At 36.3% G+C, this 16,689-nt stretch carries 13 protein-coding genes; 7 read left to right on the top strand and 6 right to left on the bottom strand.

The genetic code is table 11. The features are described 5' to 3' along the window. Positions 1-542: 542 nt before the first annotated feature. A complete protein-coding gene (locus tag HGC4_RS17075; protein WP_050711350.1) occupies positions 543-1,820 on the top strand; it encodes a hemolysin family protein in 1,278 nt (425 codons plus the stop codon). A gap of 6 nt (positions 1,821-1,826) precedes the next feature. Here HGC4_RS17075 and HGC4_RS17070 read toward each other — a convergent pair whose 3' ends face one another. Beyond that, positions 1,827-2,240, bottom strand: coding sequence for a BACON domain-containing protein (locus tag HGC4_RS17070; protein WP_050711349.1), 414 nt, complete (start codon positions 2,238-2,240; stop codon positions 1,827-1,829). Positions 2,241-2,579: 339 nt separating this feature from the next. Here HGC4_RS17070 and HGC4_RS17065 point away from each other — a divergent pair, with 339 nt between their 5' ends. The 5 genes from HGC4_RS17065 to HGC4_RS17045 all read left to right on the top strand — a co-directional run bounded on the left by HGC4_RS17065 (position 2,580) and on the right by HGC4_RS17045 (position 9,470). Next, positions 2,580-4,685 (top strand): TonB-dependent receptor, encoded by a 2,106-nt coding sequence (locus tag HGC4_RS17065; protein WP_050711348.1) that lies wholly within the window; start codon positions 2,580-2,582, stop codon positions 4,683-4,685. 326 nt (positions 4,686-5,011) lie between these two features. Beyond that, positions 5,012-6,253 carry an MFS transporter gene (locus HGC4_RS17060; RefSeq protein ID WP_050711347.1) on the top strand — a complete coding sequence of 414 codons (1,242 nt, stop codon included), beginning with the start codon at positions 5,012-5,014 and terminating at the stop codon, positions 6,251-6,253. Beyond that, on the top strand, positions 6,231-7,598 hold the full coding sequence (gene hemN / locus HGC4_RS17055; protein WP_050711346.1) for an oxygen-independent coproporphyrinogen III oxidase: 1,368 nt from the start codon (positions 6,231-6,233) through the stop codon (positions 7,596-7,598). Before HGC4_RS17060 ends, hemN begins: the two co-directional genes overlap by 23 nt. Before the next feature lie 139 nt (positions 7,599-7,737). Continuing rightward, complete coding sequence (locus tag HGC4_RS17050; protein WP_050711345.1) at positions 7,738-8,832, top strand: AAA family ATPase; 1,095 nt, start codon at positions 7,738-7,740, stop codon at positions 8,830-8,832. After that, positions 8,829-9,470, top strand: coding sequence for a DUF3226 domain-containing protein (locus tag HGC4_RS17045; protein WP_050711344.1), 642 nt, complete (start codon positions 8,829-8,831; stop codon positions 9,468-9,470). Before HGC4_RS17050 ends, HGC4_RS17045 begins: the two co-directional genes overlap by 4 nt. Here HGC4_RS17045 and HGC4_RS17040 read toward each other — a convergent pair. The 5 genes from HGC4_RS17040 to HGC4_RS17020 all read right to left on the bottom strand — a co-directional run bounded on the left by HGC4_RS17040 (position 9,383) and on the right by HGC4_RS17020 (position 15,414). Beyond that, the gene (locus HGC4_RS17040) at positions 9,383-10,339 is read right to left on the bottom strand and encodes a helix-turn-helix domain-containing protein (protein WP_050711343.1); all 957 of its coding nucleotides are present in this window, start codon (positions 10,337-10,339) and stop codon (positions 9,383-9,385) included. The genes HGC4_RS17045 and HGC4_RS17040 overlap by 88 nt on opposite strands. Before the next feature lie 215 nt (positions 10,340-10,554). Continuing rightward, positions 10,555-11,367, bottom strand: coding sequence for a Bor/Iss family lipoprotein (locus HGC4_RS18545; RefSeq protein WP_050711342.1), 813 nt, complete (start codon positions 11,365-11,367; stop codon positions 10,555-10,557). Positions 11,368-11,539: 172 nt separating this feature from the next. Beyond that, positions 11,540-12,712 carry a DUF418 domain-containing protein gene (locus HGC4_RS17030; RefSeq protein WP_050711341.1) on the bottom strand — a complete coding sequence of 391 codons (1,173 nt, stop codon included), beginning with the start codon at positions 12,710-12,712 and terminating at the stop codon, positions 11,540-11,542. Positions 12,713-12,744: 32 nt separating this feature from the next. Continuing rightward, positions 12,745-13,920, bottom strand: coding sequence for a DUF418 domain-containing protein (locus HGC4_RS17025; protein ID WP_050711340.1), 1,176 nt, complete (start codon positions 13,918-13,920; stop codon positions 12,745-12,747). 45 nt (positions 13,921-13,965) lie between these two features. After that, the gene (locus HGC4_RS17020) at positions 13,966-15,414 is read right to left on the bottom strand and encodes an amino acid permease (RefSeq protein WP_050711339.1); all 1,449 of its coding nucleotides are present in this window, start codon (positions 15,412-15,414) and stop codon (positions 13,966-13,968) included. Positions 15,415-15,672: 258 nt separating this feature from the next. Between HGC4_RS17020 and HGC4_RS17015 the strand changes: the two genes are divergently transcribed. After that, positions 15,673-16,629: a DUF3667 domain-containing protein gene (locus tag HGC4_RS17015; protein WP_050711338.1), complete on the top strand. Its 957-nt coding sequence runs from the start codon at positions 15,673-15,675 to the stop codon at positions 16,627-16,629. The last annotated feature ends 60 nt before the right edge of the window (positions 16,630-16,689 follow it).

Raw genomic sequence — 16,689 nt, 5'->3', positions numbered from 1 at the left:
GCACATAGCCAAACCTAAACCGTTAAAATTTAAATTATTACAAAGAGACATGTGTGTTAAATTTATAGTCATTGCTTATGTAAAGAGTTATTTTACAGAGGCAAATATAAAGAATAATTTTGATTATAGGATGCAAAAACTCCTTTTTCGTTAAAAAGACTAAGATATTATTGATAAGCTGGTTTAATTCCTCCTCAATTATTTTAGACTAAAAAATCAAGACAAACAAGACCGTATACCTCTGTTTAATATCAAGATACACTTACATATCTCACCACTAAACGAATCTTTTCGTTTCACTCATCATCAGAAGTGCTGAATATCTCTTTTATTTTATTTATTTTTTATTTTAACAGACCCAAAATTGAGACTTATTATAGATTTTCCTACCTGCTTTTTAAACCTAAATGATCAAGAATCGGCAAATTAGGACAAATAGCACTTCAAAAAATCAAGATAAAAAGACTATTTTTACAACACTATCATTCCTCAGACGTTATACTCAAAGGGGATATGATAGCCTATATAATTAAGTCATAAAAATGGATATTCTTATTATTGTTGTTCTAATACTTATAAACGGGTTATTTTCGATGTCCGAAATAGCCATAATTTCAGCACGAAAGTCGAAACTCAACAGCGATGCTAAACTAGGTAACCCAAAAGCTGCCGCCGCATTGAAACTTGCCAACGAACCCGACAAATTTTTATCGACCGTACAAATAGGTATCACACTTGTTGGTATAGTTACAGGTATTTATTCGGGCGATGTGCTGGCTAAAGACATGGTTATGCTACTCAACAAATGGGGCATATCAGGACCATATATTCCACATATTTCACAAATTTTCATTGTATTATTCGTAACCTATCTCACTCTAATCTTCGGGGAGTTAGTTCCTAAAAGAATAGGCTTAAGCATATCCGAGCGCATAGCACAAGCCGTAGCCCGCCCGATGTATCTATTATCGGTAGCAGCAACGCCTTTTGTTTGGTTATTATCAAAAAGCACCTCACTAGTAGTAAGAGCTATGAATCTGAATGTGAGAGGAAATAAAGTTACCGAAGAGGAAATAAGATCTATCATACAAGAAGGAACCAAAGACGGAGTGGTAGACAAAGTAGAGCAGGATATTGTAGAACGTGTTTTTTCGTTAGGCGATCGCGATCTCGAATCGATTATGACTCACCACAGCGATATAGTATGGATAGATACCAAAATGTCTACCGCTGAGATATATAAATTTTTACAGGAAAAACCGTTCGATGTATATCCCGTTGCACACAAAGACCTCGATAATATTATAGGCGTCGTATATTTAAAAGATCTGTTCGGTAAAATAGAGAAAGAAGACTTTAACATTGAAAGTGTTACAAGACCCTGCCATTACTTTCCCGAAAATATAGGTGTATATACTGCTCTGGAACAGATGAAAACCAACCATGTACAATATGCACTGATCTGCGACGAGTTTGGCAGTATACAAGGCATTGTTACATTGACCGATATTCTGGAAGCACTCGTAGGTAACATTCCCGATATACATGAAGAACCCGATATTGTTGAGCGAAAAGACGGAGGCTGGTTAGTAGACGGGCAATGTCCGTTTTATAACTTTCTCACCTTTTTCGAAAAAGAGTATCTGTATACTCAAAACGATTATAATACGATAAGTGGACTTATTCTCGATTTACTGCAACATATTCCACAAACGGGAGAAATAATAGAATGGAATGATTTTACTTTCGAAATAGTAGATATGGACGGCGCACGTATAGATAAGGTATTGGTATCTCTTAATTCGGCAGAAGAGTTTTAAAACGGTTTAATATCTGCCCAATTGATTTACATCAATATAATCAAAGTAATCGCCTGCTTCTAATGTGATTTTTATATTTCGGTCTTTGCTCGATCTGTTTTCAGAAACTCGCACAATCAGTTTTTGATTATCGCATCTTTCAATAGAAAACCAATCTCCATTGATTGCAAAATTTTCTTTTTCAGTCTCAACCGGATTGAATACCAGATAATTTCCGTTTACCGAAATATCATTCACCCACCACCAAGTACCTTTTGTGGTGATAATAATAGAATCGTTAGATGCCGAAAAATCGGCTTTACGTGTAGATAATTTTATGGAATCGTTCATTTTACCGATCGAACGTTCTCCCTCTAAGCAAGAAGAAGCACTTACAACAAAAGCAGCTAAGAGCAATCCTAAGAAATAACGTGTTTTCATAAGTTTGTATATAATCTTAATATCTTAATAATATGTCCTCGGCAATAAAGACTTTTTCTCTCTCCTATATACTAGATGGAAAAAATATAGAAAGTTGCATAAATAGATCGTGTTTTTTGTGTTTTTTTCACAACCTCGCTATTTAAGCCGTCTGCAACCACTTTATTACTATCAATTATTACCAAAATCAAATAAAACTCTCATATATTCCGAGAAAATAAGAGAGTTTTACACCTTAAAATCATTTTCACTACATTTAGTGATTGGTTAGCCTCAAAGTCTTTAATACTTTTGCATACAACTAAAAAACGGTTCCTTTAACTCAAAATATTATAATTAATGAAAAAATACAGCATTCTTATGTTGCTGCTAATTTATATCTGCAATACCAGTAATCTAAGCGCCGAAGAAATTTTAATACCGAAAGATTCCATAGTAATGTCTTATACAGGCGAAGAAGTTGTAATCGAAGCCTTCAAAAGTAATACCAATCTATCGCAATTGCCCATATCGGCAACCCTGCTGTCGGATCAGATTATCAAAGAACGAAATATCACCAATATAAAAGAAATCAATGCCTTTGTACCCAATCTATTTATACCCGATTATGGTTCGAAGATGACTTCGCCCGCATACATTAGAGGTATAGGATCGCGTATCAATGCACCTTCGGTAGGATTGTATGTAGATGGAGTACCCTACTTCGACCGATCGACATTCGATATAGATATGACTGATATTGAGCGTGTAGAAGTTCTACGCGGACCGCAAGGAACTATCTACGGACGAAATACGATGGGGGGTATTATAAACGTTTACACCAAATCGCCCTATAAATACAAAGAAACAAACATACATCTGGGTGCAGGAAACTATAACAGTTACGACTTGGGAGCTTCTCACTACGGTAATATAAACAATACCTTCGGATACTCACTCTCTGGAAACGTATTTCACACAGGAGGATTCTTTACAAATAAATATACGGGAGATAAAGCCGATCCGATGGATGCAGCAAACGGTCGTATGCGACTCAGCTGGAAGCTTGCCCCTAAATTATCGATGCACTTGGTTTCAGCTTACGAGTATTCCGATCAGGGAGGATATCCATACGGTATATATAATGCAGAAAACAATACAGTAGGGCAGGTTAATTACAACGAACCATCGTCGTACCTACGTAATATGTCTACTAACGGATTGAATGTAGAGTATGCTACCGAAAAATTCAAATTAGGGTCGATGTCTTCATTTCAATTTTATGACGGAAAGCAACGCATAGATCAAGACTTTACAGAGAAAGACTTGTATTTTGTAGACTTCTATCAAAGACAGCGTATGTATTCGCAAGAAATCAATATCAAATCGACTACGAAAAGCAATTACCAATGGCAGTTCGGAACATTCGGTTTTCATCAAAGCTACAATACAGACAATGATGTAGATAACAGATCGACAAATACACATACCCTGCAAAATGCAAGCAACCCCACCAAAGGAGCAGCGCTGTATCACCAATCCATCATTAACAATCTGTTTACAGAGGGATTATCGCTTACACTGGGACTTAGATACGACTGGGAAGAAACTAGAATGCATACTGTTGCCAAAAGTCGCAAACCGGATAATACCGTCGTAGAGACAACCAACAAAAGAGATAAGGACAACTATTCGCAATGGACACCCAAAGCGGCATTGCAATATAGTTTCCGCAACAATCAAATAGTGTATTTTTCAGCTTCAAAAGGTTTCAAAACAGGTGGATTCAATACAACCGCAGTAAGTGAAACAGATCGTACATACAAATCGGAAACGAGCTGGAATTACGAAATAGGCACAAAGGGTAGCTACTTTGATAAGTTACTCGACGCAGAAATCAGCCTCTTTTATATTGATTGGAGAGATCAGCAAGTTTCGCAAAACCAAGCTACCGGAACAGGTTACATATTACGTAATGCAGGAAAATCGGCAAGTAAAGGACTAGAGGTTACTACTCAGATAAACCCTCTTGAAAATCTGAATTTCCAGATAACTTACGGATATACACATGCCTCATTCAAGGAATACATATATAATACGAAAGAAAACATCGACTATTCGGGCAACTTTCTGCCTATGGTTCCCCGACATACTTTTTCTACGGCTGCCAACTATACTATCAGATTAAAAAGCGATCTGTTAGATAAAGTAATCCTCAACGGACAATATACAGCTTTAGGTAAAATCTATTGGAATGAAGACAATAAGGCTTCGCAGCCTTTTTACGGAATATTTAATGCACGAGCATCGTTTGTGAAAAACAAAGTGTCTTTCGACTTCTGGTCTAAAAACATTGGAGGTAAAGAGTATGTTTCCTATTACTTCTATAATTCACTAGCAAAAGAATCATTTGCACAGGCAGGAAAGCCATTTACTTGCGGTGTAGATTTTCGACTGAAATTCTAAGGACTTCAGACCTTTTCGAAGTAATTAATTTAATACAAAATAGTTTTTTACTTCCGCAAAATAACTCTTTATATTACCCCCTCATTCGTTGTAGACAGATGAGGGGGTATTTAGTCTTCTACCCTGTTTGTACATCGGAGGCGCTGAATACTTACTCATTAGCCATTATTAAACCAACGCTGCCCCTTTTTTCTGCAAACAATTCTAAATTAGTCCCCACAAATTCATATAATGCAGCATTTCACCACATGTAGTGATTGGCAAGCCCGATTGTATTTTGTATTTTTGTGAATCTTAGAAATGATCACTAGAATTGACCTTTTGAAATGAATATAAATAAGAACCTGCAAAATGGGGGTAAGCTCTTCACGTTTTTGAGCCTATACATAGCTCAGAGCATACCAATGAGCTTCTTTTCTACCATTCTGCCGGTATTGATGCGACAGCAAGATTATTCGCTCGAAACCATCGGGATGCTTCAGTTTCTGAAGTTACCTTGGGTTCTTAAATTTCTGTGGTCGCCAGCCATTGATAGAAGTTGTCACACTCTGACGGACTATAAACGATGGATATTCTCATCAGAACTGGTTTATGCAGTCATTATTCTGGCGATCTCCTTTCTCGATCTCGAGACCAATATATACACCATCATTATTCTGATTATTTTTGCCTTTATAGCATCTGCCACTCAGGACATTGCGACCGATGCTCTCGCGGTACTTTCGTTCAGTAAAAAGGACAAAGGAATGGTAAACAGTATGCAATCGGTAGGTAGTTTTGCAGGAGCAATGATTGGTGGAGGCGTACTACTTTTACTTTATCACAAACTGGGATGGAATCAACTACTACCCTATTTGGCAATATTTGTAGTAGTAGCACTTATTCCCCTCATGTTTTTCAAAAAGACACAAGTAGAAGAACCTCACGAAAGAAAGAAATATGCTCCGCCCCACCCTGATGACCTACTTGGTTTTTTCAAACAAAAAGGCATCTGGAAACAAGTACTATTTTTGTTTCTATACTATGCAGGATTGATTGGAACACTTGCCATGCTAAAACCTTTATTGGTTGATTATGGGTATAGTATGAAACAAATAGGCGTAATGTCGGGCGTTATCGGAACGTCCATCGGTTGTGTCGGCTCACTTACAGGAGGATTCATCGTCCGCAAAATAGGATGCTTTATACCACGTATCGTATTCGCCATCTGCATACTGGCAACCACTATATATTTCTATCTGCTGGTTACACAGTTCACTGTAAATACGGCAACTCTTCACCTCGGAATCACCATGCTATGGGGTAGTTATGGTATGGCTACAATTGTAGTTTACACCACAGCTATGTATTGCGTACGCGAAGGATATGAAGGTACAGACTTCACCCTGCAAACCGTTATTACCCACCTCAGTGGAATGCTCATGGCAGCAGGAGCAGGTAAAATTGCAGGTATGTATGGTTATGCAAATCTGTTTTTATTCGAAAGTTGTATAGCCGTAGTCTCATTGTTGTACATTCTGGCAACATTCAAAAACGAAAAGAAAAATGAAACAAGAATTATTAGATAAATACAGCGTTGCTGTACCCCGATATACAAGTTATCCGCCTGCTAATTTCTTTAACGACAGTTTTGCCGTTACCGATTACCGAGAGGCAATAGAGGCATCGAACACGCAACAACCCGAACATATATCGTTTTACATTCATATACCGTTTTGCTATAAAATGTGTCACTATTGCGGATGCAACGCTATGCTTTTGGAAAACAAAACCGTAGTTGCCGCCTATATGGATGCTTTGAAACGCGAGATAGAAATGGTATTGCCCCTACTCGATCATAACCGTAAAATATCACAGATACATTACGGTGGAGGTAGTCCAACATCTCAGCCCGTAGCCATGTTGAAAGAAATAAACAAGATGCTACTCGAAGGATTCGAGACCATAGACCGTCCCGAAATAGCCATAGAATGCCATCCCGGATATTTAGATGAGGCATATTGGAACGATTTGATTGATGCAGGCTTCAACCGTATCAGCATTGGCATACAAGATTTTAATGAAGATGTACTGAAGGCATCGAACCGCAAACCTTCTAAAATGCCTGTTGCCGACATTGTACGTTTGCTAAAATCAAAAGGTGTTGCTGTTAATATGGACTTCATCTATGGATTGCCTTTGCAAACTGCCGACTCTTTTGCCGACACCATTAAACAAGCAATAGAAATACAACCCGATAGATTGGTTACCTTTTCGTATGCTCATGTACCTTGGGTAAATCCTGCAATGATGAATCTCGAAAAACTTGGTTTGCCTACACCTCAGGACAAGAACAAAATATACGAAACAGCCAAACATTTGTTGAACGACGCAGAATACAAGACCGTTGGTCTCGATCACTTCGTACAACCGAATGACGAACTATATATCGCTCAAAAAACAAAAGCCTTGCATCGTAACTTTCAAGGATATTGCACACGCCGTACCACAGGGCAGGTATATGCCTTTGGTGTAACGGGTATCAGCCAATTGACTACTGCATACAGCCAGAATACAAAAAACTTGAAGAAATACATAGAGCAGGTAAACAAAGGAGAACTTCCTGTACTGAAAGGTTACAGACTTAATAATGATGAGCAAATAACCCGCGAAGTAATCACTTCATTGATGTGTAATTACGAAATAGTTTGGGCAGACCTAGCTTCACTTCTAAATGTATCGGTTGAAGAAATAAAGAATGCTCTCAATTATAACGAAGATAATCTGAAAGCTTTTGCTGAAGATGACATTATAGAGTTTAATTCGGATTATATAAAAATTTTGCCCGATGCTACACCCTTCGTCCGTAATATTGCAGCATCATTAGACAAATTGATGATGAACACCGATAAGCGATTTTCGAAGGTAGGGTAAAAAGAATAAAAGACTATAATATTTAGTTGTATTTTTTATTAGCTTTGTAATGTCCATTTCTTTTGGACATTCTGATTATATGATTATTTATCTATTACACAGATAAACAATATTACTCAGCAAATTTTAAATATAAAAAATGGCTTTTAAAAATATTGAAATAAAACATTTTAGAGGTATAAATGAATGCCAAATTGAAGACCTCAAACAAGTAAATCTTTTTGTAGGAAAGAATAATTGTGGAAAGACATCTGTTTTAGATGCTATATTTTTATTAACCAGTATGTCTCGTCCAGACTCCGCGATACGTACTAACTTTTTTAGAGATTTTGTAACTAACAACTTTCAAGAAGTTATTTCTGTTCTTTTTTACAATTTGAACCTAAATCAAGATGTTCAAATACAAAGTGAAGGTACTGATGATAGAGTGCTATTTATTTCTCCTAAGTTTGAAAACCCAGATAAAGTAGAAATCGAAATAGCAGACATTTCCCAAGAGCCTCTTGTAAACCAAAACGAACCTAAAATAAAAGAGTTGACTTTTAGATTCGAGACTGAAAACAATGAATATGAGGCAAGTATAGCAGAAGATAATAAAAGTAAAATAAAAAGTAAAGATAGAAAAAAAGCAACTTTAATTTTGGTGGGAAAAACGCCTAAAGAATATAACGAGTCTATTAAAAGCAAATATATTAACACCAAATCATCTTTGATTTTTTCATCTAAAACTTTAGCCTCAATTATAATAGGAAAAGACAAACAAGATATTATTGAGGCATTGCAACAAATAGAACCAAATATACAAAATATTGAATTTTCTATTGACAACAAAGTTATGGTCGATTTAGGTGGCTATAGACTTTTTCCCCTTGAAGTTCTCGGTGATGGTATTCGCAGGTTACTCGCAATTATTATATCAATCTACGAATGCGAGAATGGTATTTTATTAATAGACGAGATTGACAATGGATTACATTATTCATCGATGGATACACTTTGGAAAATGATATTATCAACAGCCAAGAAATACAATGTTCAGATATTTGCTACTTCTCATAATATAGATTCATTACAGGCATTGAAAAATGTTTTAGAAACTAAGAGTTTTTCTGAACAACAAAATTCGACCGTATGCTATAACCTTAATCGAATAAAAAATGATGTATTGAAATCGTATCAATATAATTTTGATCAATTTCAGTATGCTATTGATATGGAAAATGAAATCAGATGAAAATACAAATATTTGCAGAAGGCAACGACATTGACTTTATAGAAAGATATGTATATTATTTATTTCCTAATAAAGATAAGAGTCTATTCATATTTAAGAAAGCAGGCGGTTATACAACAATAGATAAAATAGAAAACGACTTAAACAGAAATACCGATACTGATGGAATTAACCTAATTATCTTTGATACTGACGATATAAGTAAAAGCCATGGGGGATTAGTTGCAAAGCAACAATATTTAAAAAAACAAAAAGAGATTCATGGTGTTTCTTTTGAGCTATTTCTATTTCCCAATAATTCTGATAATGGCGATTTTGAAATACTGCTAGAAAGAATAATAAATCCGGAACACAAATGCTTGCTACAATGCTTTGAAGGGTATCAAAACTGTATAAACGGACATTTGGGTGAAGACAAGAAACCTAAATATAATAACCCTTTACAGAAAACTAAAATGTATGCTTTTGTAGATTCTATAAAGAAAGCAGAGAAGCAAGAATATACATTTAAACACCCAACCAAGAACAAGCATAAAGTAGCCGATTATCTTTATGAAGATCCAAATTTTTGGAATCTCGACAGTGAAGCATTAGATCCTCTTAAAGCATTTCTCATAGAGCATATCAGTAAAATATAGTATATTGACCAAACTCTGCTAATAATGACATACAAGTCCTTTACTATACGCAAGGGCATCAATGAACAGTTGCTCTTTTGAAGAAATGGTTGTGATGTAGTAATCGACTTCAAAAACTCTTTAGGGGTATAGCCCGAAAAGAGTTTAAACTCCCTGCTGAAATGAGATTGATCGGCATAATTAAGCCTGTAACCAATATCACTCAACTTATCGTACTGCTTATTTTGCAGTAAATGAATAGATTTCTGGAATTTAATAATTCGTATATAATTCTCAGGACTCACTCCTGCATACTCTTTGAATCTCCGCTGAAATTGTCTTCTCGAAATATTAAAATAAGAAGATAAAACCTCTGAGTCAATTTCTGCTGTCTTTTGCATTATCAAACTAATGCTTCTGTCAATAACCTTATCCTGCTTATATTTCACAATTTGTTGAGACAGACGTTCGCTAAATAACTGAATAACATCTTTTGGATCAGGAGTATTGAGTAATTGATCTTCAAATTGTCGAGGAAAAAGATATTCCGTATCAAGAATAGAATCGGTAAGCTCTGAGGCATCTATCGAAAACAGACTTTTAAAAGCAGTAGGCTGAAAATTGACTCCAAAAATAAAAGAATCATCCGCAATCTGATTTATACATGGACTGGTACTCTGCCCATAAACAAACGATATGGGTAGAGGAGAGCCATCTGCACTCAAGACAGATGAGCGACCGTTGCAATGTTGAAAAATAATACCCGGCGCTCCGTCTGACAAAATTCTGAACGTATCAGAATTATGACTCGGACTTTGTAAACTAGTATACCAAAATTGCCTTATCACATGCTTAAGTTCGTCCCAAGGTTCAATTGTTACAATAGCCATTCTTAAATCAATTTTATGAATCTTAAAACAAGCACCTCGTCCTGCTTTCTATACATTGTAAACATACGAAATTATCTTTCTGACTCTTATTTTTCAATCAAAAAAAAGAAAAAAAATACAGATTATATTTCTGACAAACAGAAGCTTAATCATAAAAACAAAAAGTGCCCGAATAGAAATATTCGGACATTTTTTTATATGGATGAAGTGAAGTATTATCTCTTCACTATTTTTTCTACTTCACTTACCTTGCTTTCGATTACTAATCCGCTAGGTAATTTAAGCTCTATTTTATTTTCATCACCAGCAGGATGAGTTACTATACCATCCATTCTTGCACCATTTTTATAATAAACAGTTGCTTTGTACGAATCCGACTGAGCTTGTTTTACTTCTCTTGCAGGAGTTACCGGAGCAGCAGCTTCGTATTGTTTTTGTACTTGTGGTTGAACTTGTCTCACAGGAGCTTCCGTTGGATACTCACGTGGAGCTGTTGCTGGTTTGCTGTATTGAGAATTTCTTTGTACAGGTTGAGCAGGAGCATATTCGTCATTACGAGTATCTTGTTGTCTGTTAACTCTTTGTACAGGAGCAGGCTCTTCTACAAGATAACGTCCTTGTTCACTACCTCTTACAGGCTCTTCATTTCTTACTCGTTCGTAAGAACTACGGTTTTGTGATGGTCTTTGATCACGATAATCGTAGCCATATTCGTCAATAGGTATGTAATAAGATGTTGTTGTAGGAGTATAAATTCCAAAAGTTAACGAGCTAACAAGCCCATTCACAAAAGATTGGTTTGTTTTAATCATATACCTAGTTCTATCACCCACATAATCATCACCTCTCATACTAGCATTTCCTAGTGGAACAAGTCCCCATAGTATATGGTGATTCCATTCCGAATTGATTTTAACCATTGGTTGTCTTGGAGAAAGATCACCTACTGTAATCTTAGTAGTATAGCACGAAGAGAAAGAAACGGCAATAAGAATGCCGATCAAAAAGAATTTTGATTTACTTACCATTTTAAATGATTTGAGCTTTTGTTAAAGATGTTAGTTGTCATAAATTTAGCCACCAAAGATACTTTTTTATTTACAGTTAGTAATACTTTTTTAACTTCTTTCGCTCTTTTTTCATTAAATAGAGACAAAAAAAGACACATAAAGGCATTTTATGCAGATTTTCACGTCCATTTTAACGTTTCGATCCAATCCACATTAGTTTACCCCACACGTACTCAAGAGGTCCTTGCTTATGCGATTTTAACCACCAACAAGCAAACGTGTATTGAATGGCAAAAATAAGCAACCCAATCCCTACCGTAACTGTAGTAGATAGCGTATATAAACCCAGCCCCCAATTGTGAAAGGCAAAGCCGCCTAATATAGACTGACTGAGGTACATGGTTAAACTCATCTTACCATAAGGAGCCAATTTAGTCAACAAATTATGAAAATTGGTTCTATAATAAGCCAGTACAAACAAAGAGGTAAGGAAAGTAAAAAAGGCAAAACACGAGTAACAAGTTAATATTATATCTGCAAAGTGATGTATATTTTTATTCTCGATGAAGCCCATCAAAATAGTATGAAGTCCTGCCAAAGGAAAATAACAAAGCACACCTATAACCAAAGTCCGTTTCCAAAACCTGATATTCTGAGGCGTATCTAAAAATATACCACGACGCCCCATTAGCATACCTATAAGAAAAAGTCCTGCTATCTGAAATACACGTCCATCCTCAATCCACCAACCGAAACCAAAGCCGATGCCCGACGTTAACCCCATCTTCATGGTCTCCCACAAATTACCATCCTTTAGTACAGGTGCAGTCTCTAAATAATATTGCCAACTGATAGAATCGCCCCATACAAAACCGGGATTCAGGAGTGTATATATGATCTTTACCCATTCAACAGGTTGTAATAACAATACCATAGCAATGCACAACACCACCTTATTAGATAGCCTAGCAGTAGCCAATAACAGAAGTCCTACAAAGGCAAACAACACTAACACATCGCCCGTATAAAACATCACATTGATAAAACCCCATATGGCCAATAACACAAGACGCCACAGAAAGCGAGGACGAAAATCGTATCCCTTTTTCAACTGATTGTTATCTTGAATAAAAAAGCTGAAACCAAACAACAACGAAAATATTGTATAAACTTTACCCGAAAGGGCAAACCTCAACGAGCTATTTAATATAGTGTCCGACAAAGCCAACCATTCGTTTTCGATAGTAGGATATAAATAGAAATTAAAATGCTCGATGCTATGCATAAGCAAAATGCCTAAAATGGCAAACCCTCTGAGGGAATCAACCAGATCGACACGTCCCGAAGTTTCAGTATTCATCATAGTATTAGTAAAAGGTTATTATAGATTTTATTTTAGCTGCGTTTAGCACCAATCCATGTGAGTTTCTTCCAAACATATTCCAATGGCCCTTGTTTGTGAGATTTTAGCCACCAGCAAGCAAATGTATATTGAATGGCAAAAATAACTAACCCCCCACCGATAGAAGCGGTTGGCGATAAAAGATGCGAAGCTCCCAATCCCCAACTGTAAAATACAAAGCCTCCCAATATAGATTGGCTGATATACATAGAAAGACTCATCCGTCCGTAAGGAGCAAATTTAGCCTGTAACTTGTGTACACTCGTTTTATAATAGGACAAAACAAACAGACCAACCAGAAAACATAGGAAAGCGAAGTTTGTATAACAACTCAAAATCACCCTCAATAGATGAATGATAGCTTTACTCTCTATAAATTTGGGTAATATTTCAGATAAGCCCTTCAATGGAAAATAACACACAATACCTATGATAAGTGCATATCGCCAGAACTTTATATTTTTAGGCTCATTTAAGAATAAGCGACAACGTCCGATAAGCATTCCGAATAGGAATAATGCTCCAACCTGAAAGATACGCCCTTCTTCAAACCACCACAAGAAGCTAAATAAGAATCCCGATTTTATACCCATAACCATTGTTTCCAATAAGTTTCCATCGGTAAGTACAGGCACGGTTTGCTCATAATACACGTCGAACATTTTCTTACTCAACGTAAATTCAGGATCTATATTCGCACAAATAATACCAATCCATTCCATAGGCTGCAACAATAAAACAACAGCTATACCAAATACTATTTTATTAGAGAGGCGGGCAGTAGCAGCCAGCAATAAGCCGACAATAGAAAACAACACCAACACATCGCCCGTATAAAACATACAGTTGATAAAGCCCCACATGGCCAGTAATACTAAACGCCATAAAAAACGGGGGCGAAAATCGTTTCCTCTCTTCGTCTGATTATCGTCTTGTATAAAGAAGCTAAAGCCAAATAACAAGGCAAATATGGCGTATGCTTTACCCGAATAAATAAAAGATACCGAACTCGCCAAAATAGTATCCGACAACTTTAATAAGTTATTATCAACTGATGGAAAAACAAAGAAATTATAATGCTCCAGGCAATGCACCAATAAAATACCAAAGATGGCAAAGCCACGCAGAGAATCGACCACGTCAACACGACCCGATATACTTTTACTCATAATAAGTGTAGATAAAATTGTTTAGTTTATATTAGTTTCTTAAAGTTATTTCTTGTTCAGTTTGCTATGTTTGATACCGTAACCAAAGTAGATTACAAAACCCACCAAAGTCCATATAATTAGCCTGACCCATGTACTGAAAGGTAGAGCAATCATCTGCATCAAACAAATAGCAGCACCCAAAAGGGGTACAAAAGGAACAAATGGAGTTCTGAAAGGTCGTTTCAGGTCAGGTTGAGTTTTTCTCAATACAACAATAGAAATACACACCACCATAAATGCCATTAGAGTACCTATTGATACCAATTCGCTCAGAACATTCAACGGAAACAAACCCGCAAACAGCCCCGTAACAATACTCGCAAATATAGTTGCATTTTGAGGTGTGCCATGTTTAAGGTTAACTTTCGAAAAGAACTTAGGCAATAACCCGTCTTTCGATATAGCATAATAAATACGAGACTGCCCTAACATCATAACCAATATAACGGAGCTTAAACCCGCAATAGCACCCAATTTTACAAACGGGCTCAACCACGCCAAACTTTCACCCGTACGATCGATAGCCAAAGCAATAGGAGCAGCAACATCTAATTCTTTATAATTAACAATACCTGTTAAAACAGCCGTTACCCCGATATACAGAACTGCACATACGAGTAACGAAATAAGTATTCCTTTAGGCATATCTTTTTGAGGATTCTTAGCTTCCTGAGCAGCCGTAGACAAGGCATCAAAGCCGAGATAAGCATAAAAAACCACGCCAGCCCCACGGAGAATACCACTCCAGCCGAAGCTTCCAAATTCGCCCGTATTCTCTGGAATATAAGGACTCCAGTTACCAAGATCGATATGAGATAGACCAAACCCAATGAATAAAAGGATTACACCTACTTTAATTACTACGATTACATTATTGATAAGAGCCGATTGTTTGATTCCACCAAGTAACAAAGAGGTTATGATGGCAACTATAAATACAGCAGGGAAATTAAAAAGGCTACCCGTCATTATCCATCCTTCGGAAGTATGATCAAAGGTAGCATATGCCAGATGCCACGGTACATGTATACCCCACCCTTCGCAGAGGCTCATCATATAACCCGACCATCCTACGGCAACACTCGAACAGGCAAACAAATATTCAAGAATAAGAATCCAACCGATAAACCATGCTAAAAACTCGCCCATAGTACTATAACTATACGAGTAAACACTTCCTGCAACGGGTATCATAGCTGCAAATTCGGCATAGCATAAGCCTGCCAATACACAGCAAAGTGCCGAGATCAGAAATGATATGGTTAAAGCAGGTCCTGCATAATTGGCGGCAGCCGTTCCTGTTATAACAAATATACCTGTGCCTACAATGGCTCCGATACCCAATGTTACCAGATTTGCTGCTGATAGATTTCGTCTCAATCCATCGTTTTTACCTTCTGCCTCCCGCAGAATTGCATTAATGTCTTTTTTCTTGAATAAACGTTCAAACATGTGCTCTCGTGGTATTTAAAAATAGATAATCGGCAAAAGTAAGAAAATAAGGTGAGCATAACAGCTTTTTATTGAAGCTTAAGAACATAATAGAGGCTTTTTATACTATTATATCAAAAATACTTCCCTCTAAAAATCTTTCTGATCGTAGAAAGCGCTTTTTAGAACTAAATTCATCTCATTTATATATCTTTGATCTCAAATATAAAATAGAACCTGTTTATATTTACTAAACATCTTTAACTACTCCAACAGCCAATGAGTAAACATAAAATAAGAGAAGATAAAACCTGCCAGAATTGCGGTAGATTTGTAGGAGAACAGTTCTGTTCGCATTGTGGACAAGAGAATACCGAAGTTAGACATTCGTTTATCTATCTGCTCAAGCATTTTGCCTCAGACTTGTTTCATTACGACAGCTCTCTTTGGTCTACCACCAAACTTTTACTCTTTTCGCCAGCCACCCTATCTAAAGAATATATGGCAGGAAAACGCAAATCGTATGTTGACCCTATAAAGCTATATATATTCATCAGCTTCATCGCATTCTTTATACCCAATATTCTACCCGAAAACCCCGACAATAAGCAGCACTTGACTGTAGATATGGACTTTGATATAGATTTGGATCATTCGGGATTCACAATATCCAGCACAGAAAGAGGTACTGGCAGAATAGCTAATTATCCCGTCTATAACAATACTCAATTAGATTCTATCGTAAAAATAAACAAGATACCCCTTACAGAATATTATACTGTAAAACTTGCACTAAAAGCTAACGAAAGTAAAAACCCAGATAAACAAAATAGAATCAACGAATTTATTCTGCACAATTTGCCTAAAGTATTATTTATATATATGCCCCTCTTTGCATTTTGGTTGTGGCTATTTCATAATAAAAAGAAGTTTCTGTACTTCGACAGTGGTATTTTCACTCTACACTATTTCTCCTTTTTACTTCTGATTATTACAATACTTAATATCATAGAGACTGCTTTAGACTGGCTCAATCTACATACGAGTGTATCTACAATAATATCAAGTGCTATACTTTGCTATACAATATTCTATTTCTTTAAAGCACATCTCCGCTTCTATGAAGAAAAATGGCTGGTTGCCCATACAAAAGCTACAATTATACTTTTGATAGATATTATATTAATTATGATAACACTAGCTTTGTTTGCTATTTTAGCCCTATTTATAGCTTGATAGGTTAATTTCAAATCATTAAAAAGCCTTTTTATAGTGTTAAATAATATCACTAAAGGC

The organism is Dysgonomonas sp. HGC4 (assembly GCF_001261715.1).
GTDB lineage: Bacteria > Bacteroidota > Bacteroidia > Bacteroidales > Dysgonomonadaceae > Dysgonomonas_A.
This window is presented reverse-complemented; position numbering and strand designations above follow the sequence as displayed.

Excerpts from the sequence above, each read along its gene's own strand:
- HGC4_RS17030 (WP_050711341.1), bottom strand. The coding sequence starts at position 12,712 with ATGATGAATACTGAAACTTCGGGACGTGTCGATCTGGTTGATTCCCTC.
- HGC4_RS18545 (WP_050711342.1), bottom strand. The coding sequence starts at position 11,367 with ATGGTAAGTAAATCAAAATTCTTTTTGATCGGCATTCTTATTGCCGTT.
- HGC4_RS17015 (WP_050711338.1), top strand. The coding sequence starts at position 15,673 with ATGAGTAAACATAAAATAAGAGAAGATAAAACCTGCCAGAATTGCGGT.
- HGC4_RS17065 (WP_050711348.1), top strand. The coding sequence starts at position 2,580 with ATGAAAAAATACAGCATTCTTATGTTGCTGCTAATTTATATCTGCAAT.
- hemN (WP_050711346.1), top strand. The coding sequence starts at position 6,231 with ATGAAACAAGAATTATTAGATAAATACAGCGTTGCTGTACCCCGATAT.
- HGC4_RS17045 (WP_050711344.1), top strand. The coding sequence starts at position 8,829 with ATGAAAATACAAATATTTGCAGAAGGCAACGACATTGACTTTATAGAA.
- HGC4_RS17025 (WP_050711340.1), bottom strand. The coding sequence starts at position 13,920 with ATGAGTAAAAGTATATCGGGTCGTGTTGACGTGGTCGATTCTCTGCGT.
- HGC4_RS17070 (WP_050711349.1), bottom strand. The coding sequence starts at position 2,240 with ATGAAAACACGTTATTTCTTAGGATTGCTCTTAGCTGCTTTTGTTGTA.
- HGC4_RS17020 (WP_050711339.1), bottom strand. The coding sequence starts at position 15,414 with ATGTTTGAACGTTTATTCAAGAAAAAAGACATTAATGCAATTCTGCGG.
- HGC4_RS17060 (WP_050711347.1), top strand. The coding sequence starts at position 5,012 with ATGAATATAAATAAGAACCTGCAAAATGGGGGTAAGCTCTTCACGTTT.
- HGC4_RS17040 (WP_050711343.1), bottom strand. The coding sequence starts at position 10,339 with ATGGCTATTGTAACAATTGAACCTTGGGACGAACTTAAGCATGTGATA.
- HGC4_RS17050 (WP_050711345.1), top strand. The coding sequence starts at position 7,738 with ATGGCTTTTAAAAATATTGAAATAAAACATTTTAGAGGTATAAATGAA.
- HGC4_RS17075 (WP_050711350.1), top strand. The coding sequence starts at position 543 with ATGGATATTCTTATTATTGTTGTTCTAATACTTATAAACGGGTTATTT.